Below are 22,415 nucleotides of genomic sequence, written 5' to 3' on the forward strand. Positions count from 1 at the left end.
GTGCACCTCTTCGACCGCTCCGCCCGCGTGCGGGCGTGCGCGCGCCGGCTGGTGGGCCAGGGCGGCGGGGACCCGCACGAGCACTACCGCCGGCTGGTCGCCGAACCGGCGGGCCCCTCCCCGTACGCGGTGGCCGGTCTGGCCGAGTGCGGCCGGAGCGAGGACGTGCCGCTGCTGCGGGAGCTGCTGGCGCACCCGGTCGGCCGGGTGCGGGCCGCGGCGGTGGCCGGGCTGCGGCGCCTGGACGCCGTCGTCGACGACACGACCCTGCTCGCGCTGCTGGACGACCCGGCGGCGCCGGTGGTCCGGGAGGCGACCCGGAGCCTGCTGCCGGTGGCCGGCCGGCTGGACGCGGAGTACCTGGCCGACCGGTGCCGGGCGCGCCGGCCGGTGGCCACCCGCCGGGCCGGATTCCGGCTGCTGCGGGGGCGTGGCGGGCCGGTCGAGCTGCGAGTCTGCGTCGGGCTGTCGAAGGACTGGAACCTGGCACTGCGCCGGGAGGCCCAGGCGGCCGTACGCACCTGGGACTGGCAGTCGGCCCTGTCCGCGCAGGAGGCGGACGCGGCGCACCTGGGCGCGCTGCTGGACCGGGTGAACCACGTGTTCGAGCCGTTCGAGCTGGCCCTGCTCCGCCGGCGCCTGGGGCTCGACGGCTGAGCTACTCGATCCCCATTCATGGACTACCAGGGCGAGCGCACGCTCCACGCGGAGTACTTCGGCCGCAAGACGGACGAGGAGTTCGCCGAGTACTGCGAGCGCAAGGAGTACATCGGTACCAGCCTCGACGGCCTGCCTGCGCTGCCGCTGCCCCTGCCTGCCCGTACTGTCTGACATGTGCTCAGAACCGCTCTGGGAGTCGGCCTCGCCCTGGCCGCCTCGCTGTTCCCCGGCCCCGACACGTCGCTGCCCGCCCGGCTGGCCGACACCGGCGGCGGCAGCCAGCTGATCACCGCCGTGGCGCCCGCCGCCGGATCCACCACCGGGACGCTGACCTGGTGGGACCGGCGCGCCGGGCGCTGGTACGCGGAGGGCACCACCGAGGCCCGCTTCGGGGGATCCGGCCTGGCGGAGGGCGCGAGCCGGGTGCAGGGGACGAACACCACCCCGGCCGGCCTGTACGCACTCCCCTACGCCTTCGGCATCCGGCGCGCCCCGGCCGGCACGGAGTACGACTACCGCCCGGTGACCCCGGACTCCTGGTGGTGCCAGGACAACGCGTCCACGTCCTACAACCGGTGGACGGAGCCGCTGCCGGCCGACTGCGCGCCGGGCGAGGCCGAACACCTGGTGGCGTACGACCGGCAGTACGCGCACGCGCTGGTCATCGCCTTCAACTACGACCGGCCGGTGCGCGGCCGCGGCGCCGGGATCTTCCTGCACGTCAACGGCAAGGGCGCGACGGCCGGTTGCGTGTCCGTGCCGGAACGGGCGATGCGGGCGATCCTGCGCTGGGCGGACCCCCGCCGGCGGCCGCACATCGCGATCGGCACGGAGTCGGGCGGGCTGGCGGTCACCCGCTACTGAGCATCGGCGGCCGGGGCCGGCCCGGCTGCCCCTGCCTGGGGCCCGTCGGGGCCGCGGCCGGCACGCGCCGGGCCGGGCCCGGCTCAGCCCTCCTTCTGGGCCAGCCGGAGCAAGTGGTCCGCCAGGGCCTGGCCGCCCGCCGGGTCGCGGCTGATGAGCATCAGGGTGTCGTCGCCCGCGATCGTGCCGAGGACGGCGTGCAGCTCCGCCTGGTCGATGGCCGAGGCCAGGAACTGGGCCGCACCCGGCGGGGTGCGCAGGACCACGAGGTTCGCCGAGGCCTCCGCGGAGATCAGCAGTTCGCCGGAGAGGCGCCGCATGCGCTCCTCCTTCGCCGACTCGCCGAGCGGGGCCTGCGGGGTGCGGAAGCCGCCCTCGCTGGGCACCGCGTAGATCAGCTCGCCGCCGGTGTTGCGGATCTTCACCGCGCCCAGCTCGTCGAGGTCCCGGGAGAGCGTCGCCTGGGTGACGCTCAGCCCGTCGTCGGCGAGCAGCTTGGCCAGCTGGCTCTGGGAGCGGACCGGCTGCCGGTTGAGGATGTCCACGATCCGGCGGTGGCGGGCGGTACGCGTCTGCGGGACGGACGGCCCTCCCCCGGACTCCGTCCGGGGGGACCCCCAGTGCTCATGGTCCTGCGCCTGGCTCATCGTCGTCTCATTCTCCGGATCGTCCGTCCTCACGGCTTGCGTCGAGAATGCCGGGCAGCGCCCGGACGAACGCGTCCGCCTCGTCCTCCGACAGGACGTACGGGGGCATGAGCCGTACGACGTCGGGGGCGGGCGCGTTGACCAGGAAGCCGGCTTCCTGAGCCGCCAGCTGCACCTTCTGCGCCACCGGCTCCGTCAGCACCATACCCAGCAGAAGGCCCGCACCACGGACACGGTCGACGAGGGGATGCCCGGAAGCTTCGATTCCGGAGCGCAGCCGCTCGCCCAGCTCCTTGACCCGGTCCAGCAGCCCTTCCGCGGCGATGGTGTCGATGACCGCGAGGCCGGCCGCGCAGGCGACCGGGTTGCCGCCGAAGGTGGTGCCGTGCTGGCCGGGCTGCAGCAGGTCGGCCACGGGCCCGAAGGCAGCCACGGCGCCGATCGGCAGACCGCCGCCCAGACCCTTCGCAAGCGTGACGATGTCGGGCTCGACGCCCTCGTGGGCCTGGTGCTCGAACCACTGTCCGCACCGGCCGATGCCGGTCTGCACCTCGTCCAGGACCAGCAGGGTGCCGGTGGCCCGGGTGATCTCGCGGGCCGCCGTCAGGTAGCCGGCGGGCGGCACCACGACCCCGTTCTCACCCTGGATCGGCTCGATGATCACCAGGGCCGTCTCCTCGGTGACGGCGGCCCGCAGGGCCTCCACGTCCCCGTACGGCACGTGCGTGACCTCGCCGGGCAGCGGCAGGAACGGCCCCTGCTTGGCGGGCTGGCCGGTGAGCGCGAGGGCTCCCATGGTCCGGCCGTGGAAGCCGCCGGTGGTGGCGACCATGTGGGTGCGCCCGGTGAGCCGGCCGATCTTGAAGGCACCCTCGACGGCCTCGGCGCCGGAGTTGCAGAAGAAAACCTTGCCCAGCCGGCCGAAGAGCTGGAGCAGCCGTTCGCCGAGGGCGACGACCGGCTCGGAGGCGTAGAGGTTGGAGACGTGGCCGAGGGTGGTGATCTGCGTGGTGACCGCCTCGACGATCGCCGGGTGGGCGTGGCCGAGGGCGTTGACCGCGATGCCGCCGACGTAGTCGGTGTACTGCTTGCCGTCGGCGTCCCAGACCTGTGCGCCCTCACCGCGGACGAGTGCCAGCGCGGGGGTGCCGTAGTTGTTGGTCAGGGCGCCCTGCCAGCGGGCGCGGTACTCCTGGTTGCCGCCGGCGGTCGCCTGGTGGCCCGACTGCTGACTGCCGGTCATGCGCTGTCCCCTCCCTGCCCGTCGGGCCCCTGCCCGTCGGCTCCCTGCTCGTCGCGTCCCTGCTCGTCGGGCACGACCATCGTGCCGATTCCCTCGTCCGTGAAGATCTCCAGCAGGATCGAGTGCTGGACCCGCCCGTCGATCACCCGGGCCGTGTGCACTCCGTTGCGGACGGCGTGCAGGCAGCCCTCCATCTTGGGCACCATGCCGCTGGACAGCTCGGGCAGCAGCTTCTCCAGCTGGCTCACCGTGAGCCGGCTGATGACCTCGTCGCTGTGCGGCCAGTCCGCGTACAGGCCCTCGACGTCCGTGAGCACCATCAGCGTCTCCGCGCCCAGGGCGGCGGCGAGCGCCGCGGCCGCCGTGTCGGCGTTGACGTTGTAGACGTGGCCGTCGTCCTCGCTGCGCGCGATGGAGGAGATGACCGGGATCCGGCCGTCCTCCAGCAGCGCCTCGATGGCCCCGGTGTCGATGGCGGTGATCTCGCCGACCCGGCCGATGTCGACGAGCTCGCCGTCGATCTCGGGCCGGTGCTGGACGGCCGAGATGGTCCGGGCGTCCTCGCCGGTCATGCCGACGGCGAGCGGCCCGTGCTGGTTGAGCAGCCCGACCAGCTCCCGCTGGACCTGGCCGGCCAGCACCATCCGTACGACGTCCATGGCCTCCGGGGTGGTGACCCGCAGGCCGGCCTTGAACTCGCTGACCAGGCCCTGCTTGTCCAGCTGGGCACTGATCTGCGGGCCGCCGCCGTGGACGACCACCGGCTTGAGGCCGGCGTGCCGCAGGAAGACGACGTCCTGGGCGAAGGCGGCCTTGAGGTCCTCGTCCACCATGGCGTTGCCGCCGAACTTGATGACGACGGTCTTGCCGTGGTGGCGGGTCAGCCACGGCAGGGCCTCGATGAGGATCTGGGCCTTGGGGAGGGCGGTGTGCTTCCGCGCGGTTCCGGTCATGACGAGTAGGCGCTGTTCTCGTGGACGTACTCGGCGGTCAGGTCGTTGGCCCAGATGACGGCGGTCTCGGAGCCGGCCGCCAGGTCGGCGGTGATGCGGACCTCGCGGTCCTTCATGCTGACCAGGTCGCGGTCCTCGCCGACGGAGCCGTTCCTGCAGACCCAGACGCCGTTGATGGCGACGTTCAGGCGGTCCGGGTCGAAGGCCGCCTTGGTGGTGCCGATGGCGGAGAGCACCCGGCCCCAGTTGGGGTCCTCGCCGTGGATGGCGCACTTGAGCAGGTTGTTGCGGGCGATGGACCGGCCGACCTCGACGGCGTCGTCCTCGTCGGCCGCGTTGATCACCTCGATCCGGATGTCCTTGCTGGAGCCCTCGGCATCGCCGATGAGCTGCCGGGCGAGGTCGTCGCAGACCGTCCGTACGGCCTCGGCGAAGTCCGCGTACGCCGGGACCTGGCCGGAGGCGCCGGAGGCGAGCAGCAGGACGGTGTCGTTGGTGGACATGCAGCCGTCCGAGTCGACCCGGTCGAAGGTGGTGCGGGTGGCCGCGCGCAGCGCCCGGTCGAGGGTGGCGCTGTCCAGGTCGGCATCGGTGGTGAGGACCACGAGCATGGTGGCCAGGCCGGGGGCGAGCATGCCGGCGCCCTTGGCCATGCCGCCGACCGTCCAGCCGCCCTGGCTGACGGTGGCGGTCTTGTGCACGGTGTCGGTGGTCTTGATGGCGACGGCGGCGGCCTCGCCGCCGTCCGCGGACAGGGCGGCGGCGGCGGTCTCGATGCCGGGCAGCAGCTTGTCCATGGGGAGCAGGACGCCGATCAGGCCGGTGGAGGCGACGGCGATCTCGCCGGCGTTGTGCTCGCCGTGCTCGCCGTGCTCGCCGCCGATGCCCTGCTCGGTGAGGACCTCGGCCACCTTCTCGGCGGTGGCGTGGGTGTCCTGGAAGCCCTTCGGGCCGGTGCACGCGTTGGCGCCGCCGGAGTTCAGGACCACGGCGCTGACGGTGCCGCCCCGCAGGACCTGCTCGGACCACAGGACGGGCGCGGCCTTGACGCGGTTGGAGGTGAAGACGCCCGCGGCGGCCAGGCGCGGACCGTGGTTGACCACGAGGGCCAGGTCCGGATTGCCGTTCTCCTTGATCCCGGCGGCGATGCCCGCAGCCGTGAATCCCTGTGCAGCCGTAACACTCACGGCGCGACTCCAATCGTGGAAAGCCCGAGTCCCTCGTCGAAGCCGAGGGCGATGTTCATGCTCTGCACCGCGCCACCGGCGGTGCCCTTGGTCAGGTTGTCGATGGCGCTGATCGCGATGATGCGCTGCGCCGCCTCGTCGTACGCGACCTGGACCTGAACGGCGTTGGAACCGTAGACGGACGCCGTGGCGGGCCACTGCCCCTCGGGCAGGAGGTGGACGAAGGGCTCGTCCGCGTACGCCTTCTCGTACGCGGCGCGCACCGACTCGGCGGTGGTGCCGGGGACGCCCTTGGCGGTGCAGGTGGCGAGGATGCCACGGGGCATCGGGGCGAGGGTCGGCGTGAAGGACACCGAGACCTTGGCGCCGGCGGCCGGGCTGAGGTTCTGGATCATCTCGGGGATGTGCCGGTGCCCGCCGCCGACGCCGTACGGGCTCATGGAGCCCATGACCTCGGAGCCCAGCAGGTGCGCCTTGGGGGTCTTGCCCGCGCCGGAGGTGCCGCTGGCGGCGACGACCACGGCCTCGGGCTCGGCGAGGCCGGCCGCGTACGCCGGGAAGAGCGCCAGCGATACGGCGGTGGGGTAGCAGCCGGGAACCGCGATGCGCTTGGACCCCTCCAGCGCGGCGCGGCAGCCCGGCAGTTCCGGAAGGCCGTAGGGCCAGGTGCCGGCGTGCGCGGAGCCGTAGAACCTCTCCCAGTCGGCGGCGTCCTTGAGCCGGTGGTCGGCGCCCATGTCGACGACGAGCACGTCCTCGCCGAGCTCGGCGGCCAGGGCGCCGGACTGGCCGTGCGGCAGCGCGAGGAAGACGACGTCGTGGCCGGCGAGCACCTCGGGCGTGGTCGCCTCCAGCGTGCGGCCGGCCAGCGGCAGCAGGTGCGGCTGGAGCGACCCGAGGAACTGCCCGGCGTTGGTGTTCCCGGTCAGCGCGCCGATCTCGACCCCGGGGTGCGCCAGCAGCAGGCGCAGCACCTCGCCGCCCGCATAGCCACTCGCTCCGGCCACCGCGACACGTACCACCATCGGACCCTCCTCCTCGATGGCATGACTATACGTATCGCCGCACGTTTATGCAAAGCCTTCTCCTCCCGCCGGGGCGTGGTTGAGACCTAGCGCTTCAGTTGGCCCCTTAGCGGTTGAGTTGGCCCGTCTGTGCGTCAGTGTTGGCCCGCAGGGTGGCGGCCACCCTGTTCACCTGCTGAGTCTTCCGGAAAGTCGCACGGAAGGCACCGCGAGCGCGCTGTTCTGGGGGCATGAAGGCTACGGCGCGTGCCCCGCAGATCGAATCCCGGCCGGTGTGGTCGCACGACTGTGCCCTGGATGACCTCGTCGCGCCGTATGCCATTGACCCAGCGGCGGCGGAGCGGCTGGACACGGAGCCCGGGTGGGCTCGGCGATGGACGGCCAGGTGGAAGACCGCACAAGCAGATGTGATCTGCCCGGTCCAGGAGCTGGCCAGCGTCCCGGCCGTTGCATCGGTACCTGTTCGTGGGTTCACCTGGCGGGCGGGGCAGCGGCATCGTCCCGGGCTGCAGTACCCGCGGAATCTGTTGGGCCCGGGCACTTGATCAAGGACAAGGATCTGGTGAAGTTCGCCGCGACAGAGTGGGCGGCTGGCGCGGTGGGGTGGCGCTACCTGGTGGTTTCCGGCTGGCGTCGCCAGGTGCTGACCGGCCTTGATGCGCTGTCCGCGCGGCGGCGCCCGATGTCCGACCGCCTGGGGCTTCAGGGGGAACTGCTGGAGCTGGTCCGGGAGCGTCCTCGGCAGTTCGGCGAGCTGGTGGAGGCCACCTCTCTGCCGGCGGTGGCCCGCACACATGCGGTTCATCTGCTCTGGCACCGCCGCCTGGGGATGGACCTGACTCAGCCGTTGGACGACGCCACGTGGATCCATCCGGTGGGGATGGAGTGATGGACGGTGGGCGGCAGCAGCCTCGGGTCGAGGATCTTGAAGAGCACGACCTGACACGGGCCCGGATCCGGATGGCGCACCTGCTGGAGGCGGAGACGGGCTACCGCAGGCGACCGAGTTTGAACGTATCTGATCCTCGGCCCGTGAGGGCATCAGCTGATGGCGCCGCCGACCGAGGAGTACCCAGAGTGCACCCAGGCTGCCGATCAGCGAGGCTGTCCAGTTCCTGCGGGATGAACTGGACCACGGACACCACGAGCTCGCTCAGCTGACCGCGCGCGACACCTGGCCGGCGTTCCAGCGCTTCGGCCAGGTGCCCGGCTGTGGGGCCCCGACGATGAGGACTCCATGTGGGAACCCGCCATCGATCTCTTCCTCCTCAACAGGGGCAACGCCTACGACGGCCTGGCCTGTCTCTTCGGAGTCCGCAACACCTTCGGCTTCCGCCCACTGGCGGAAAGCCGTGGCTTCCCTGACGATGCCTCAGACGGGCTTCGAGGTGAGTTCACCGCCTATGGCGGCCCCCACGACGTGCACGGGACCACCTGGCTGACCTGGGATGAGCTGAACAACGCAGACTGGCAGGAGACCGACGCCTCTGGCACACGTAGCCGCGCCTCGGCCGCAGGGGCCGACACCGACTGGGGCCGGGTCTGGAGCGTCATGCGCATCCTCAGCGAAGTCCATGGAGCCGAGAACGTACGCCTCGTCGTCTGGTTCCACTGAAAGGCCCAGCGCCTGCTTGCATCGCCATCTACCGCGGCGCAGCCCGACGGCTACTCTCAAAGACCGGGCTTCGGGAGCTCGGCCACCCGGTCCCTCTAGACTCCGATGATGATCGAGATCCTCGAGAACCTGGACCTGCTGCGCCGGCCGAACCTCGACCTCGCCAGTGTCGAGGTGAACGGCATAACCCTGGGGGCGCCAGCCGCCACCATTCCACGGCAGCGCATTGTGGGCGGCCTGTCCTCCATCATCGCCCGGTACCGCGGGGGGACCAACGTCGAAAGCGAGTACTACGACGCTGATGGACGGAGTCTGACGCTGGACGAGGTCATCGAGGACGTTGTCCGGTCGGACGGATTCCTCTACGGCACCGACAAGATCAACTACAAAGTGTGCGCCGGAGCGGTGGTCGGCTTCGCGATCAGCGGCCCGCATCTGTCCCACTTCGCGCACTTGACCTCGTACGAGGAGTTCCTGACTGTCTTCGGCCAGCCTGATCGAATACACGAGAATGAGGCATACGGCGACCTCCTGAGCTACGAGACCTACTACTGGGGTGCTCGGAAGCATGTGAGGTGGGACGCCTGGGAGGACCGGGTGAGCTTTATCAGCCTGGGCGACTTCGAGGGGAACAGCGGCCCCTGACCGGCCCCGGCTGAGCGGTCCCACGGGCCCGCGGGGCTTCGCTGGCGGGGATGTCGTAGGCCGCTTCTATGCTCCTGCGATGACGTCTTACGAAGGAACGCATCCCACCGTTCTCGTCCGGGTGGGCAACCTCCACGCCCAGATCGACGAGCAGCTCGCACCAGCTATCCAGGCCATCTGGGAGTGTGGCATCAACACGTTCACCTGCTGCCAGGACCTGGCCGAGAGCAACGCGGATTGGCCAGCGAAGTTGCCACACATGGCCGAGTGGGTGGAGTCCCGCCGCGGCTGGATGCTCATCGACTTCCCGGTCGACAGCGGACTCGCCTTCCTCTCGGCAGTAGCAAATGCCGGACCGCGAGACGCCTTCTACGTGAGGATGACCCACTGGGCCGCCCCCGACGCCTGGGACGTGCAGATCAAGCCGATGGACGCGGCGATGTTTCACGGGGACCAGCCGTCGGACTTCGGTCTCCGCCTCCTGCAGGTCAGCTTCCCTGCCTACGATCTTCCGGAACTTACCCGGCGCCTTCGCGAACACGCCGCAGGCCGCAGGGTGCCGCCTGCCCCCGCTGACTGGAGCACAGTGGGCCGCTAGCTTCTGGCCGGGTCGCTCTGGATGCAGGATCCGGCTGAGCGCCTGGTCGACAGCGGACTCGCCTTCCTCTCCGCCGCGGCGAACGCCGGCCCGCCTCCGCGATCACGCCGCAGGGCGCAGGCCGCAGGGTGCCGCCTGCCCCCGCTGACTGGAGCGCTGTCGGCCGTCAGGCTCTGGGAGCGCCGGGGCGCGGCTCCGCCCGAGCCAGATGGCCCGCCGGGCGGCGGACGGAAGGGGCTCCCGCGCGGGTTGGTACCGGAACCCGCCACTAGGCTCCGGTGCCATGACCAGTGCCATGGACCGCGTGCGGGAGATCGCGGCGGCCGTACTCCACTCCAGCAGCAGCGAGCAGCGGTGAGGGCCGACACCGCCGCGTCGCCCGTCCCCGTCGCGCCGGCTGGCCTGAGCCGCAGGGCCCGGCGGTTCGTCGAGATGAACGGCATCCGTGTCCCTCAGCAGGGCATCCGGCGGCATCGCGACGCGTGGATCGAGCACGGTGTCCCCGCCTCGGAGATCGACCGGGCCGCCGCCTTCCAGGACCGCTGGGGTGGCCTCGCCCTCCCGCCCGCCCCGTTCTACGAAGGGGGCCCGCGCATCCTGGACGCCGACTGTCCCGAAGGCTCGGCCGCAGAAGGCTGGTCGTTCCCGGCGGGAAGCTGCCGGGTGTCCATGGCCTATGGATTCATGATCGGCCCCGATGGGGCCTTCGGGATCGACGCATACCACTGGACGCCCCTGCATGCCAGCGCGGACGGATGGGTGGAGTCCTTGGCGCTCGCCGACCATGCCGGTCGCTGGGCCAGGACTGTCACAAGGATCAAAGGCAAGGACGTCGAGTCCTTGGACCTCCACGGCTACGAGCCGGTACCTGAAGTGCAGGGCCTGACCGACACCTGGTGGCGCGGCAAGGACTCGCTCATCGCCCTCTACCGAGGCGAGGCCATCGGCTTCGACGCGCCTCAATGCCTCGAAGCCCACGTGTACGGCGGCCTCGACGAGTGGGGCCTCCACGGCGGCTGACCGCTCGTCAGGGAGTGCCCTCCTGGGTCACGCCGATGTGCGTCCACTTGCCGAACTGTCCGGCCGGAAAGTCCTTCAGGTTGACGAAGTCGCCATAGGCGTCGAGTTTGCCCGTTCCGGCGGCTCCCGTGTCCTTGCTGTAGAAGAAGAGCATGGCGTCGTCGCCTCCTGCTTTCCCTGCCGCCGTCGTTCCGTCCGTGCCGGCGCGGACGCACCGACCGGACGACCGGACGACCGGACATGTCGTCCGGAGCCCTGCGGGCCATCTTGCGCATGACGGACCCCCATGTCGCGCGGGCCGGGCCATGGGGGTGAGAGGCGCCCGGGCTCAGGCTCGGGATGTTCCTGGGCCGCTGTCGTGCGACAGGTCTTCGGGGGCCCTGCCGGGATGTCTTCGGCGCCGGGGTGCGATGGTGGGCGGATGTACGAGACAGCTGCCGCGTCGGCGGTCGTACGGTGGCCGCGCGCCGGGGCCTCGGAAGCCGGCTGGTTGCGGGACCTGACGTCCGATGACGGGGTCACCGGGTTCATGCCACCGGCGCTGCCCGATGCGGCCTGGGTGCTTCATTCCATGTACGAGCACGAGCTCGGGCCGACGGACATGTCCTTCGTCGAGTACCAGCGGCGCGTGCTGACGGGCGGCGGGCCCGAGATCGTCCCGGGTCTGGAGCCCGCGGACGTGATGGATGCCGTCCTCGGCGAGCACCCCGGACCCCGTTGGCGCCGGCTGCGGTGGACCGAGCTCGCGCGCCGGATCGGTGACCCGACCGTGCCCGAGGGGCGCCTGCCGTGCCACACCTCCTTCCCCTCGATGGCGCCGGTCCGCTGGCCGGTCGGAATCAAGGCCCCGTCCGAAGGCCGCATGGACCGGGCCGACTGGAACCGCCTGATCACGATCCTCGCCGAGCACAGCCCCCAGGGCGCCAGCACTCCCTGCCTGGCCTACTACAGTCCGTTGCTGCGCGGGGCCGAGGACTTCGCCGAGCTGCGCCTCCGGGCCGGCACGGTCGCGGACGCCCGGGTGCTGATCGACCACCCCGAGGAGGACGGCTGGACTCCGTCCAACCTCTGGCCTCTGGACCGGTCCTGGGTCGTGTGCACGGACTACGACCTCTGGGCCACCAAGGTGGCCGGCCCGGCCCGTCTCGTCGAAGCCCTCCTCGGCGATACGGAGATCGAGGCCGTGCGGCTGCCCTGGGACACCTGACCCGGCCCACCGCAACCCGCTGCTGCTCACCCGACTTGATCGGGCACGAAGTGTCGGGTCCGGCATGGTGGGCGCTGCCTAGCGTGGTGGTCGTCAAGAGGAAGGAACCGGGGATGCTGGAACGGCTGAACCAGGCCATGGAGCACATCGAGCGCCATCTCGACCAGGGCGTCGAGGTGGCGGAGCTGGCGCGCATCGCGGCCACGTCGGAGTACCACCTGCGTCGGATGTTCTCCGCGCTCGCGGGCATACCGCTGTCGGAGTACGTGCGGCGCCGTCGGCTCACCCTCGCGGGCGCCGACGTACTCGCGGGGCGCGAGACGCTGCTGGAGATCGCGGTGCGCTACGGCTACAGCTCCGGCGAGGCGTTCGCGCGGGCGTTCCGTGCCATGCACGGCATCGGACCGGGCGAGGCCCGGCGTACGGGCGCCGCGCTCAGCTCCCAGTCCCGGATGGCCTTCCGCCTCACCGTCGAAGGGAGTAGCAGTATGCGATACCGGATTGTGGAGAAGGCGGACTTCACCGTCGTCGGGTTCAAGGCCCGGGTGCCGCTGGTGCATGCGGGGCCGAATCACGCGATCATGGACTTCGTCCGCGGGATCGTCCCCCAGGACCTGGAGCGCCTGGAGAAGCTGTCGGACCAGGAGCCGCACGGCATCGTCGCGGTCTGCGACGACCTGGATCCCGGCCGCGCCGAGGGCACCGAACTCGACTACTACCACGGTGTGATCACCTCCGCGGCCGCGCCCGAGGGCACGACCGCGTTGGGCGTCCCGGCCGGCACCTGGGCGGTCTTCACCACCTCCGGGCCGGTGCCGCAGGCCATCCAGGAGCTGTGGCGGGACGTGTTCACCGAGTGGTTCCCGTCGAACCCGTACCGCAGCCGGCCCGGCCCCGAGATCCTGCGCACCCGGCTGTCGCCGGACAAGGCCGGGGCCGAGGCCGACGCCGAACTGTGGCTCCCCGTGGAGCCCGAGCACGGCTGAGCGCTCAACAGGGCAGCAAGCGGCCTCCGCCTCCACCGTCGCCGTCACCGGCTCGACCGTCGTCGGCTCCGCTGTCACTGGCTGCGCGTACGGTCTGCAGCATGGTTGATCAGAAATCCGCTTTCGCGGTCTGGGAACCCGTGCTGCGGCTCATGCTGGGCGACGACACGGAGCGGCGTGCTGCCCGGTCGGCCCGGGTGGCAGGACGCATCAGCCGGTACGGCTGGAGCCTTGCCCATCGGGGGTCCATGTCGCCGGCGGCGCGGAGCGCGGTGCAGGGCATACAGAGGGGGCTCGCTCAGGTCGGAGCCGAGGAGGTCGCGTTCAGGGCGGAGGTCCGGCCGGACGGACGGACCACGCTCGGCCTGGTCTGGCCGAGCGTGGTCGTCGAACCGGCCGTCGGCTACCCGGACCTGGGGGTGCTCGTCCTGGTGGACGGCTCCCTGCCCGAGCCCTGGCTCCGCCGTCCCGCGCCGGTGCCCGGGGCGGTGCCGGCGCCGTCGGCGGATCCGGAACTGCTGGAGCGGACGCTGCGCGAGCGGTTGCCCGACGCCGTCGGCGCGACGGAGGAGGAGATCGCTGCCGCCGAAGCGCGCCTCGGTGTCGCCCTTTCCGACGAGCTCAAGGTGCTCCACCGGGTGGCCCGGGTGGACTGGGACGACTTCGGGGCGGCGGTCCGCGCCGAGGACGCGGTCGGCTGCGAGCTCTCCGGCCTGCCCCACCTGTGCGCCGTCGACGCGGCGGACCGTCACCCCGGCTGGAACTTCGGCGCGAAAGAGGCGCTCAGTACCGCGCCCGACGCCGCGGTACAGGGTCTGGCCGGCTCGCCGGGCTGGATCGGCTTCGGGAGCAACGGCGGCGACACGTTCGCGGTCGACCTGACTCCCGGTCCGGGCGGCCACTTCGGGCAGGTCATCCTGGTCGATCACGAGCGGAGCTTCGGTGCCGAGCTCGTGGCCGATTCCCTCACCGATTTCGTCCTGGGGCGGGTGCGGGAGGAGCGCAGTCGCCGACACGAATACGAGCTTCCCGCCGTGGCCAGGGTCGGCCCCGGCGGCCTGGAGACCATCCGGGCCGCCGCCCATCCCGCCCTGGAGGTGCTGTCCGTCGACGCCCGGGACGGCGCACCGTTCAGCCTCGCCCCTGTCGCCGGACTGCCCCGCCTGCGCACTCTCACCGCCATGCCCGGCACACTCGCCGACCCCCTGGAGGTCGCTGGGCTCCCCGGACTGGAGTTCCTGGAGATCGGCGCCGAGGACTGGCGCGTCCTGCTGGATGCCGGAGCCGTCCCGCGCACCTTGAAGGCCGCGGCCATCACGGTGCGGGACCAGGATCACCTGCCGGTCGTGGCACTCGCCAACGAGATCCTGGCCCTCTGGGACCGGCCCGAGATCGTCCAGTCGCTCCTCGAAGGGGACCTCGGCCCCGCCGTCTGACCTGCACCGCCACGACAAGGCGAAGCGAGGCGAGGCGAGGCAGGTCACGCCGCTCGGTCGCACATGCCGTCAGCCGCACATGCCCTCAGCCGCCGACGTACTCCGCCAGGTGCTCGGCGGTGAGGGTGGAGCGGGCGGCGACCAGGTCGGCGGGGGTGCCCTCGAAGACGATCCGGCCGCCGTCGTGGCCGGCGCCGGGGCCGAGGTCGATGATCCAGTCGGCGTGCGCCATGACCGCCTGGTGGTGCTCGATGACGATGACCGACTTGCCGGAGTCCACGAGCCGGTCGAGCAGGCCGAGCAGCTGCTCGACGTCGGCCAGGTGCAGGCCCGTGGTCGGCTCGTCGAGGACGTAGACGCCGCCCTTGTCCGCCATGTGCGTGGCCAGCTTGAGCCGCTGCCGCTCGCCGCCGGACAGCGTGGTGAGTGGCTGGCCGATGGTGAGGTAGCCGAGTCCGACGTCCACGAGCCGCTGGAGGATGCGGTGCGCGGCCGGGGTGTGCGCCTCGCCGGAGCCGAAGAACTCCTCGGCCTCGGTCACCGGCATCGCCAGCACCTCGCTGATGTCGCGGCCGCCGAGGCGGTACTCCAGCACCGACGCGTCGAACCGCCGGCCCTCGCAGTCCTCGCAGGGGATCGCGGTGCCGGCCATGATCGCCAGGTCGCTGTAGATGACGCCGGCGCCGTTGCAGGTGGGGCAGGCGCCCTCGGAGTTGGCGCTGAACAGCGCCGGCTTCACGCCGTTGGCCTTGGCGAACGCCTTGCGGACCGGGTCGAGCAGGCCGGTGTACGTCGCCGGGTTGCTGCGCCGCGAGCCGCGGATCGGGCTCTGGTCGACCGACACCACGCCCTCCTCGGCTGGGATCGAGCCGTGCACGAGCGAGCTCTTGCCGGAGCCGGCGACGCCCGTGACGACGGTGAGCACCCCGAGCGGGATGTCGACGTCGACGTCCCGCAGGTTGTTCGCCGTCGCGCCGCGGATCGCCAGGGATCCGGTGGGCTTGCGTACCTCCTCCTTGACGGAGGTCCGGTCGCCGAGGTGGCGGCCGGTGACGGTGTCGCTCGCCCGCAGTCCGTCGACGGAGCCCTCGAAGCAGACGGTGCCGCCGGCGGTGCCGGCGCCGGGGCCGAGGTCGACGACGTGGTCCGCGATCGCGATCACCTCCGGCTTGTGCTCGACGACGAGCACCGTGTTGCCCTTGTCGCGCAGCTGGAGCAGCAGGTCGTTCATCCGCTGGATGTCGTGCGGGTGCAGGCCCGAGGTGGGCTCGTCGAAGACGTACGTGACGTCGGTGAGCGAGGAGCCGAGGTGGCGGATCATCTTGACGCGCTGGGCCTCGCCGCCGGACAGCGTGCCCGACGCCCGGTCGAGCGAGAGGTAGCCGAGGCCGATCCGGACGAACGAGTCGAGGGTCTGCCGCAGCGCGGTGAGCAGGGGTGCCACCGTGGGCTCGTCGAGCCCGCGGACCCACTCGGCGAGGTCGCGGATCTCCATCGCGCAGGCGTCGGCGATGGAGATCCTGCCGATCTTCGACGACCGGGCGGCCTCGCTCAGCCGGGTGCCGTCGCACTCGGGGCAGGTGGTGAAGGTGACGGCCCGCTCCACGAACGCCCGGATGTGCGGCTGCATCGCCTCCTTGTCCTTGGACAGGAAGGACTTCTGGATCTTCGGGATCAGCCCTTCGTAGGTGAGGTTGACCCCGTTGACCTTGACCTTGGTCGGCTCGCGGTAGAGGAAGTCCTGCATCTCCTTCTTGGTGAACCGCCGGATGGGCTTGTGCGGGTCGAGGAAGCCCGACCCGGCGTAGAGCCCGACGGTCCACACGTTGTCGGACTTCCAGCCGGGGATGGTGAACGCGCCCTCGGCGATCGACTTGGAGTCGTCGTAGAGCTGGGTGAGGTCGATGTCGGAGACCGTGCCCCGCCCTTCGCAGCGCGTGCACATGCCGCCGGTGCGCTGGAACGTCGCCTTCACGGTCCGCGTCCTGGCGGCGCCGCGGTCGACGGTGATCCCGCCGGCCGCACGGACCGAGGCGACGTTGAAGGCGTACGCGCTGGGCGGGCCGATGTGGGGCTTGCCGAGGCGGCTGAAGAGGATGCGCAGCATCGCGTTGGCGTCGGTGGCGGTGCCGACCGTGGAGCGGGGGTCGCCGCCCATCCGCTGCTGGTCGACGCTGATCGCGGTGGTCAGCCCGTCGAGCACGTCGACCTCGGGCCGCGCCGTCGTGGGCATGAAGCCCTGGACGAAGGTGCTGTACGTCTCGTTGATCATCCGCTGCGACTCGGCGGCGATCGTGTCGAACACGAGCGAGCTCTTGCCCGAGCCGGACACCCCGGTGAACACCGTCAGCCGGCGCTTGGGGATCTCGATGCTGACGTCCTTGAGGTTGTTCTCGCGCGCGCCGTGCACGCGGATCAGACCGTGGCTGTCCGCGGCGTGCGGCGCGGGCGACGCCGTGTCCGTCCTCGTGGCCTTGCCCATCGTGGCTCCGTGTCTCCCTCGGTCGGCCGGGCCGCCGTCGGCGGTCCCGGTCGGGCGTCCGCGGCCCGGCCCCACCGGACCGAACCGCGTGCCCGGCGCTCCCGGCCCCGGACACGGCTACGACGGTACGGGAGCGGGGCGGCAAACCGCTTCTCCGATCCTGACCGGCCGCACGCATCGATCACGCGAACGGGAAGTTGGCGAGCGTCGCGTCGACGACCCGGGCGACCGGCAGGACCGAGACCCTCTGGTTCGGGAAGACGCCGCCGTCATGGCCGGGGCGGGCGCCGGGCCGGTCAGGCCAGGGCGTGGCGGACCCATATGTTCGGCTCCACGTAGACCGCGTAGCCCTGTTCCGGTTCGCAGCGGACCGGGACCAGGGCGCCGGGGACGTGGACCGGGCCCGGTCGGTCGAAGGGCAGGCCGGTCCACTCGCGCCAGTCGTCCAGCGAGGCGCTGATGGTCATCGACAGCGGGGCCACCGAGTCGATCGTCGCGCCCGCCCGGACGTGCACGCGCAGCCACGGGTCGTGGGGCAGGCCGTCCTCGCGGGTGCGGTACGCGTACTCGTGGATCGAGGTGTCCGGCTCGGCGGGCTTCCCGCTGGGCCGGACCGGAGCCACCACCTCGGCGAACCCGCGGGCGCGGGCGTTCTCGCGCATGGCGGCCAGCATCAGCCCGGACAGCCCCTCGCCCTGCCGGTCGGGGGCCACGGTGATCTCGATCGCGCTGACCGTGTCGGGAGCGACCCCGCGCCGCAGGTCGGAGAAGGCCCAGAGCAGCACCTGGTCCCAGCCGCGGGCCGGCAGCGTGCCGCTGCCCCGGGCGTGCAGCGCGAAGGGGACGCTGAAGCCCCGGGCGACGACGGTGTCCCCGTCCGTGGCGACCAGGACGTACTCCGCCAGCTCGGACACCATCCGCGGGTACAGCAGCCAGCCGACCGAGTCGTGGCCGGCGAAGGCGGGCCAGGGGTCGTCCATGTCCCAGAGCCGGCCGGCCAGTTCCGGGCGCTCGGCAAGGGTGGTGATCTTGATGGCGGTCATCCCCGCAGGCTAGGCGGGGTGTGGAGGGCGGCTCAAGCGATTTGGGCGGACTCCGGCAGCGAGAGGTGCCAGCGGCCGGACCAGCCGGTCAGGGTCACGGTCGACAGCGGGTGCACGTCCACGTTCCAGTAGGTCAGCGGGGGTGCCTGCAGGGCGTAGACCAGGGCCGCGCGGACGACGGAGGGCTCGGCCACGGCGACGATCGCGCCGCCGTCGCCCGCGGGCCTGGTGTCGAGCCAGCCGCCGATCCGGGTGATGAACGAGAGCAGGGACTCCCCGCCGTGCGGGGCCGACCGCGGCTCGGCGAGCCAGAGGTCCACGGCCCCGGGATCGCGGGCCGTCACCTCGGCCAGGGTCAGCCCGCGCCAGTGGCCCATGTCGCAGTCCCGCAGCGCGGGCTGGGCGAGCGGGGCGTACCCGAGTGCCTCGCCGGTGGCCCGGCTGCGGGCGCTGGGCGAGCAGTAACGCAGCTCGGCGGCGCCGAGCGGGACCAGGGCGCGGGCGGCGCGTTCGACGGCCCGCCAGCCGGCACCGTCGAGCGGCCGGTCGTCCTCGAAACGCTCGGCGAGCACGGCGGAGCTGCGGGCTGAGGCGACCAGCGAGACCCGAACGGACATGCGGTGATGGTGCGGCCCGTCCGCCCTGCGGTCAAGGGCCGGTACGCACGGACGCCGGGCGGTACGCACAGACGCCACCGGGACGGGCTGCCCGCGGGGCCCCGGGAGGGCGCCGCCGGACAGGCCACGGCCCGACTCCGCCTCGGCCCGGCCCGACTCCGACCCCGGCCCGGCCCTCGACCGCCCCGCCCCCGCTACCCCGTCGCCAGGCCCGCCAGCCTGCGGGCCGCCTCCGTCAGTTCCGCCGGGCCGGCCACCGAGGCGAAGCTCATGCGGACGTACGGGCCCGGGGCCTCCGCGCAGAAGTACGGGCGGCCCGGCGTCACCGCCACGCCCATGCGGAGCGCGGAGGCCACGAAGCCGGCCTCGTCGGTGCCCTCCGGCAGCCGGGTCCACAGCTGGTGGCCCCCGGCCGGGAGGTGGGGCAGTGTCAGGCCGGGCAGTTCGCGCAGCAGGGCGCCCGCCAGCACCTCCCGCCGGTGGCGCAGCTCGGCGGCGACCGTCCGCAGGTGCCGGGGCCAGGCCGGCGCCCCGACCAGTTCCAGCGCGGCCTCCTGGAGCGGGCGGGGCACGAAGAAGCTGTCGACGACCTGGATCGTCCGCAGCCGCTCCACCACCGGCCCGCGCGCCGCGAGCGCGCCCACGCGCAGGCTCGGTGACGTGGCCTTGGTCAGCGAGCGGACGTGGACGACCACCCCGTCGGCGTCCTCGGCGACCAGCGGCGCGGGCAGCGGGCCCGCGTCCTCGTGGGCGAGCGCCCGCGCGTAGTCGTCCTCCACCACGAACGCCCCGGCGGCCCGCGCGATCCGCAGCACCTGCGCCCGCCGCTCGGCGGCCAGCACCGCCCCGGTCGGGTTCTGGAACAGCGGCTGGCACACGAAGACCCGTGCGCCGGTCGCCTCGAACGCGGCTGCCAGCAGCTCGGCCCGCACCCCGTCGGCGTCGGCCGGCACCGGTACGGGGCGGCAGCCCGAGGCCCGGGCGATGGCCAGCAGTCCGGGGTAGGTCGGGGACTCGACGAGGATCGGCGCCCCGGGCGGGGCGAGTGCGCGCAGCGCGGTGGTCAGCGCGCTCTGCCCGCCCGCCGTCACCAGGACGTCGGCCGCGGTGACCGTGCCGCCGATCTCCCGGGCGAACCAGTCGCGCAGTTCGGGCAGCCCCTCCGCAGGCGGCCGGGACCAGGCGCCGGGGCGCCGCCCGGCCCGCGCGAGGGCCGCGGCCATGGCCCGTTCGGGCTGGAGGGTCGGGTGCAGGTAGCCGCCGTTGAGCTCGATGACCCCGGCCGGTGGTGCGGAGAGCGACACCAGCAGGCCGGAGGCGTCCACCGAGCGCGGTACGACGTCGCCCGCGCCCTCGGCGCTCAGTGCGACCTCCTGCCAGGAGGTGTCTCCGGTCGCTTCCGGTGCCGTACGGGGCGGCGCGCGGAAGACGCCGGCGCCGGGGCGGGTGACGACGAGGCCTTCGGCGGCGAGCTGGGCCAGGGCCCGGGAGACCGTGACCGGGCTGACCCGGAAGCGGTCGACCAGGGCACGACTCGACGGCAGCTTTCCACCTACCGAGTAGCGGTTGAGTTCGCTCCTCAGCGATTCCGCCAGTTCTGCCGCACTGCTACGCTCGTACATGACAGCACAGAATAGCGCTACCCTCTCCAGCTCGATAGCAGTCGACACCACGGGCACGACCGCTACGGCCGCCGGCGGCGGGACGACCACCACGGCCGCTACGCCCGCCGGGACCGGTAGCAGCGCCGCGCCCGCCCCGCCCGCCCGGACCGGTGCGAGCGGCACCCTGCTCGCCGCGCTCGGGGTCACCGCCTTCTCGCTGACCTTCCCCTCCACCGCCTGGGGCCTGGAGAGCTTCGGCCCCTGGTCGCTCGTGGCGCTGCGCAGCGTGCTCGCCGCCGTCATCGCCGGGGCCTTCCTGCTGGCCCTACGTGTGCCCCTGCCCCGCCGGGAGCACTGGGGCGGCCTGGCCGTGGTCGCCGCCGGCGTGGTGGTCGGCTATCCGCTGCTGACGACGCTGGCCCTGCGGACGGCGACCACCTCGCACGCCGCCGTCGTGGTCGGCCTGCTGCCGCTCACCACCGCCGCGCTGGCGGCGCTGCGCACGGGGGCCCGGCACTCGCGCACCTTCTGGGTGGCCGCCGTGGCCGGGGCGGCCGTGGTGCTCGGCTTCACCCTCGCCCAGAGCGGCGGCGCCTTCTCCGCCGGCGACGGGTTCCTCTTCGCCGCGCTCCTGGTGTGCGCCGCCGGGTACACCGACGGCGGCCGGCTGGCCCGCAGCATGCCCGGCTGGCAGGTCGTCGGCTGGGCGCTGGTGGCGTGCCTGCCCCTCACCCTGGCCGGCTCGGCGCTGGGGCTCGCGTACGAGCCGGTGCGCCTGTCGGCCCACGGCCTGGTCGGGCTGGTGTGGGCGGCGGCCGGCTCCACCTTCTTCGGCCTGTACGTCTGGTACCGCGGCATGGCGGAGATCGGCGCCGCCCGCGCCAGCCAGCTCCAGCTCGCGCAGCCGCTGCTGACCCTGGTCTGGTCGGTGGCGCTGCTCGGCGAACACCTCTCCCCCGCCGCGCCGGTGGCGGCGTGCGCGGTGCTGGTGTGCATCGCCGTGACCCAGCGGTCCTGAGGCCCCCGCCCACCCGGCCATGCCCCAGCCCCGTACCCCAGCCCCCCGCCCGCACACCGGCCATGCCCGGCCCGGGCCCCGGCGGGCCCGGGCCGCACCACCGGAACGAATCCGCCCGAATCGCCGTAAACTGCTGTCACCGGATCGGACCGGCCCCGAGGGAGGTCAGCAATGCGCGCGACCGAAGGCGACCAGTTGGTTCAGCACGGCAGAGTCGTGGGTCAGCACGACAAGATCGGCGAGATCACCGAGGTCCTGGGCGAGAACGGCACCCCTCCCTACCGGGTCCGCTTCCCGGACGGGCACGAGGCCCTCATGGCGCCGGGCCCGGACTGCGTCGTCCGCCACCCGGCCGAACCCCCTCAGTGATCAACGCGGCGGCACTGCCGTCGGGTAGTGGTCGGCGACGACCCTGGCCATCGCTCCATTGCGGTCCGCGGCCACCTGCTCCGCCGAGAAGTAGCAGTGGCCGCGGACCTCGGCGTACCGGCCGGCGAGCGTGAGGTGCCGCGAGAGCTCCGCCGGATCGCGCCACGCCTCCGTCGGGCTGTCGGGGTCGCAGCGGTAGAGCGCCTCGCCGACGTAGAGGTCCACGCCCGTCCCGGCGACGGTCTGCGCCCACCAGGGCACCAGCACCGCGTAGTCGCACTCCCGGTGCCCGATGTGCCAGTAGCACTGCGGCACGACGTAGTCGATCCACCGCTCCTTCACCCACTTGCGCGTGTCCGCGTACAGGTCGTCGTACGTCGAGACCCCGCCCCGCGTCGCCGAGCCGAGCGGGTCCTGGTCGCGGTTGCGCCAGACCGCGAACGGGCTGATTCCGAACCGCGTCCCGGGCCGGACCTGCTTCAGCCGCACCGACATCTCGTGGACCAGGGTGTCGATGTTGTGCCGCCGCCACTGGGCCCGGGAGCCGAAGTCCGCCCCGTACTCCTCGAACGCCGCGTCGTCGTCGAAGTACTCGCCCGGCGCCGGGTAGGGGTAGAAGTAGTCGTCCCAGTGCACGGCGTCCACCGGATAGCGGCGGACCGCGTCGAGCATCGCCTCCTGGACGAAGGCCCGCACCTCGGGAAGCCCGGGGTTGTAGTACAGCTTCCCGCCGTAGGCCACCGTCCACGCGGGGTTGCGCCGGGCCGGATGCTCCGGGACCAGCAGCGACGCGTCGTCGTGCTGGGCCACCCGGTACGGGTTGAACCAGGCGTGCAGCTCCAGCCCCCGCGCGTGCGCCTCCGCCACCGCCGTGCCCAGCGGGTCCCAGCCCGGGTCCCGCCCCTGGCGCCCCGTCAGCCACTGGGACCAGGGTTCGCGCGCGCCGGGCCACAGCGCGTCGGCGGTGGGGCGGACCTGGAGGACCACCGCATTGAGCCGGCGCGCCACGGCGGTGTCGAGCAGGGACAGCAGCTCCGCGCGCTGCCGGGCGGCGCTCAGCCCGGTCTGCGAGGGCCAGTCCACGTTCTGCACGGTGGCCACCCACATCCCCCGGAACCCCGGGCCGTCGGCGCGCCGCCCCGGCGGGGACGACCGCCCCGGCGCCGCCGCCCGCGGTCCTCCAGATTCCCGCCTCC

The 22,415-nt window shown here is 72.6% G+C and carries 23 protein-coding genes and 1 pseudogene; 13 read left to right on the forward strand and 11 right to left on the reverse strand.

The window, feature by feature from the left end; translation table 11 throughout:
* The 3 genes and pseudogenes from GPJ59_RS16855 to GPJ59_RS16865 all read left to right on the forward strand — a co-directional run.
* Positions 1-657 (forward strand): HEAT repeat domain-containing protein (locus GPJ59_RS16855; protein WP_219667964.1); only part of this gene is annotated, 657 nt, incomplete at its 5' end.
* A gap of 12 nt (positions 658-669) precedes the next feature.
* Positions 670-831: pseudogene (locus tag GPJ59_RS16860) on the forward strand (pyridoxamine 5'-phosphate oxidase family protein); the annotation flags it as partial.
* 18 nt (positions 832-849) lie between these two features.
* Positions 850-1,524, forward strand: coding sequence for a L,D-transpeptidase family protein (locus GPJ59_RS16865; RefSeq protein WP_258024514.1), 675 nt, complete (start codon positions 850-852; stop codon positions 1,522-1,524).
* An 83-nt stretch (positions 1,525-1,607) separates the two neighbouring features.
* Here the strand turns inward: GPJ59_RS16865 and GPJ59_RS16870 are convergent, their stop codons facing one another.
* Genes GPJ59_RS16870 through argC form a run of 5 tightly spaced genes read right to left on the reverse strand, consistent with a single transcriptional unit; the run spans position 1,608 to position 6,579 of the window.
* Positions 1,608-2,171 carry an arginine repressor gene (locus GPJ59_RS16870; RefSeq protein ID WP_219667966.1) on the reverse strand — a complete coding sequence of 188 codons (564 nt, stop codon included), beginning with the start codon at positions 2,169-2,171 and terminating at the stop codon, positions 1,608-1,610.
* 7 nt (positions 2,172-2,178) lie between these two features.
* The gene (locus GPJ59_RS16875) at positions 2,179-3,414 is read right to left on the reverse strand and encodes an acetylornithine transaminase (RefSeq protein WP_219667967.1); all 1,236 of its coding nucleotides are present in this window, start codon (positions 3,412-3,414) and stop codon (positions 2,179-2,181) included.
* A complete protein-coding gene (gene argB / locus GPJ59_RS16880) occupies positions 3,411-4,367 on the reverse strand; it encodes an acetylglutamate kinase (RefSeq protein ID WP_219667968.1) in 957 nt (318 codons plus the stop codon). Before argB ends, GPJ59_RS16875 begins: the two co-directional genes overlap by 4 nt.
* Positions 4,364-5,554 (reverse strand): bifunctional glutamate N-acetyltransferase/amino-acid acetyltransferase ArgJ, encoded by a 1,191-nt coding sequence (gene argJ, locus GPJ59_RS16885; protein WP_219667969.1) that lies wholly within the window; start codon positions 5,552-5,554, stop codon positions 4,364-4,366. Before argJ ends, argB begins: the two co-directional genes overlap by 4 nt.
* Positions 5,551-6,579 carry an N-acetyl-gamma-glutamyl-phosphate reductase gene (argC, locus tag GPJ59_RS16890; RefSeq protein ID WP_219667970.1) on the reverse strand — a complete coding sequence of 343 codons (1,029 nt, stop codon included), beginning with the start codon at positions 6,577-6,579 and terminating at the stop codon, positions 5,551-5,553. Before argC ends, argJ begins: the two co-directional genes overlap by 4 nt.
* A gap of 541 nt (positions 6,580-7,120) precedes the next feature.
* On the opposite strand from argC, the gene GPJ59_RS37490 reads away from it, so the two are divergent.
* From GPJ59_RS37490 to GPJ59_RS16915, 5 genes are all read left to right on the forward strand, one after another.
* A complete protein-coding gene (locus tag GPJ59_RS37490) occupies positions 7,121-7,468 on the forward strand; it encodes a hypothetical protein (protein WP_258024510.1) in 348 nt (115 codons plus the stop codon).
* A 348-nt stretch (positions 7,469-7,816) separates the two neighbouring features.
* Entirely contained in the window at positions 7,817-8,194 is a 378-nt protein-coding gene (locus GPJ59_RS16900) for a hypothetical protein (protein WP_258024511.1), read from the forward strand.
* 105 nt (positions 8,195-8,299) lie between these two features.
* Positions 8,300-8,839: a hypothetical protein gene (locus GPJ59_RS16905; RefSeq protein WP_219667971.1), complete on the forward strand. Its 540-nt coding sequence runs from the start codon at positions 8,300-8,302 to the stop codon at positions 8,837-8,839.
* A gap of 79 nt (positions 8,840-8,918) precedes the next feature.
* Positions 8,919-9,437 (forward strand): hypothetical protein, encoded by a 519-nt coding sequence (locus GPJ59_RS16910; RefSeq protein ID WP_219667972.1) that lies wholly within the window; start codon positions 8,919-8,921, stop codon positions 9,435-9,437.
* 432 nt (positions 9,438-9,869) lie between these two features.
* On the forward strand, positions 9,870-10,457 hold the full coding sequence (locus GPJ59_RS16915) for a hypothetical protein (protein WP_258024512.1): 588 nt from the start codon (positions 9,870-9,872) through the stop codon (positions 10,455-10,457).
* Between the two features lie 7 nt (positions 10,458-10,464).
* Here GPJ59_RS16915 and GPJ59_RS16920 read toward each other — a convergent pair whose 3' ends face one another.
* A complete protein-coding gene (locus GPJ59_RS16920) occupies positions 10,465-10,611 on the reverse strand; it encodes a hypothetical protein (RefSeq protein WP_219667974.1) in 147 nt (48 codons plus the stop codon).
* A gap of 267 nt (positions 10,612-10,878) precedes the next feature.
* Between GPJ59_RS16920 and GPJ59_RS16925 the strand changes: the two genes are divergently transcribed.
* From GPJ59_RS16925 to GPJ59_RS16935, 3 genes are all read left to right on the forward strand, one after another.
* Complete coding sequence (locus GPJ59_RS16925) at positions 10,879-11,664, forward strand: hypothetical protein (protein ID WP_219667975.1); 786 nt, start codon at positions 10,879-10,881, stop codon at positions 11,662-11,664.
* A gap of 113 nt (positions 11,665-11,777) precedes the next feature.
* Entirely contained in the window at positions 11,778-12,650 is an 873-nt protein-coding gene (locus tag GPJ59_RS16930; RefSeq protein WP_219667976.1) for an AraC family transcriptional regulator, read from the forward strand.
* A gap of 101 nt (positions 12,651-12,751) precedes the next feature.
* Positions 12,752-14,086, forward strand: a complete 1,335-nt coding sequence (locus GPJ59_RS16935) for an SMI1/KNR4 family protein (protein WP_219667977.1) — start codon at positions 12,752-12,754, stop codon at positions 14,084-14,086.
* An 85-nt stretch (positions 14,087-14,171) separates the two neighbouring features.
* Here the strand turns inward: GPJ59_RS16935 and GPJ59_RS16940 are convergent, their stop codons facing one another.
* The 4 genes from GPJ59_RS16940 to GPJ59_RS16955 all read right to left on the reverse strand — a co-directional run bounded on the left by GPJ59_RS16940 (position 14,172) and on the right by GPJ59_RS16955 (position 19,850).
* Entirely contained in the window at positions 14,172-16,568 is a 2,397-nt protein-coding gene (locus tag GPJ59_RS16940; RefSeq protein ID WP_219667978.1) for an ATP-binding cassette domain-containing protein, read from the reverse strand.
* Positions 16,569-16,864: 296 nt separating this feature from the next.
* Positions 16,865-17,611 carry an N-acetyltransferase gene (locus tag GPJ59_RS16945; RefSeq protein WP_219667979.1) on the reverse strand — a complete coding sequence of 249 codons (747 nt, stop codon included), beginning with the start codon at positions 17,609-17,611 and terminating at the stop codon, positions 16,865-16,867.
* 32 nt (positions 17,612-17,643) lie between these two features.
* The gene (locus GPJ59_RS16950) at positions 17,644-18,228 is read right to left on the reverse strand and encodes a histidine phosphatase family protein (protein ID WP_219667980.1); all 585 of its coding nucleotides are present in this window, start codon (positions 18,226-18,228) and stop codon (positions 17,644-17,646) included.
* A 194-nt stretch (positions 18,229-18,422) separates the two neighbouring features.
* Complete coding sequence (locus GPJ59_RS16955; protein ID WP_219667981.1) at positions 18,423-19,850, reverse strand: aminotransferase-like domain-containing protein; 1,428 nt, start codon at positions 19,848-19,850, stop codon at positions 18,423-18,425.
* Here GPJ59_RS16955 and GPJ59_RS16960 point away from each other — a divergent pair.
* Together GPJ59_RS16960 and GPJ59_RS16965 are read left to right on the forward strand one after the other, a co-directional pair.
* Complete coding sequence (locus GPJ59_RS16960) at positions 19,849-20,850, forward strand: DMT family transporter (protein ID WP_219667982.1); 1,002 nt, start codon at positions 19,849-19,851, stop codon at positions 20,848-20,850. The genes GPJ59_RS16955 and GPJ59_RS16960 overlap by 2 nt on opposite strands.
* A gap of 171 nt (positions 20,851-21,021) precedes the next feature.
* Entirely contained in the window at positions 21,022-21,219 is a 198-nt protein-coding gene (locus GPJ59_RS16965; protein ID WP_219667983.1) for a DUF1918 domain-containing protein, read from the forward strand.
* On the opposite strand, the gene GPJ59_RS16970 is transcribed toward GPJ59_RS16965, so the two are convergent.
* A partial coding sequence (locus GPJ59_RS16970) for a glycoside hydrolase family 10 protein (protein ID WP_258024513.1) occupies positions 21,220-22,415 on the reverse strand: 1,196 nt, incomplete at its 5' end.

The organism is Streptomyces bambusae (genome assembly GCF_019400985.1).
Taxonomy (GTDB): domain Bacteria; phylum Actinomycetota; class Actinomycetes; order Streptomycetales; family Streptomycetaceae; genus Streptomyces; species Streptomyces bambusae_A.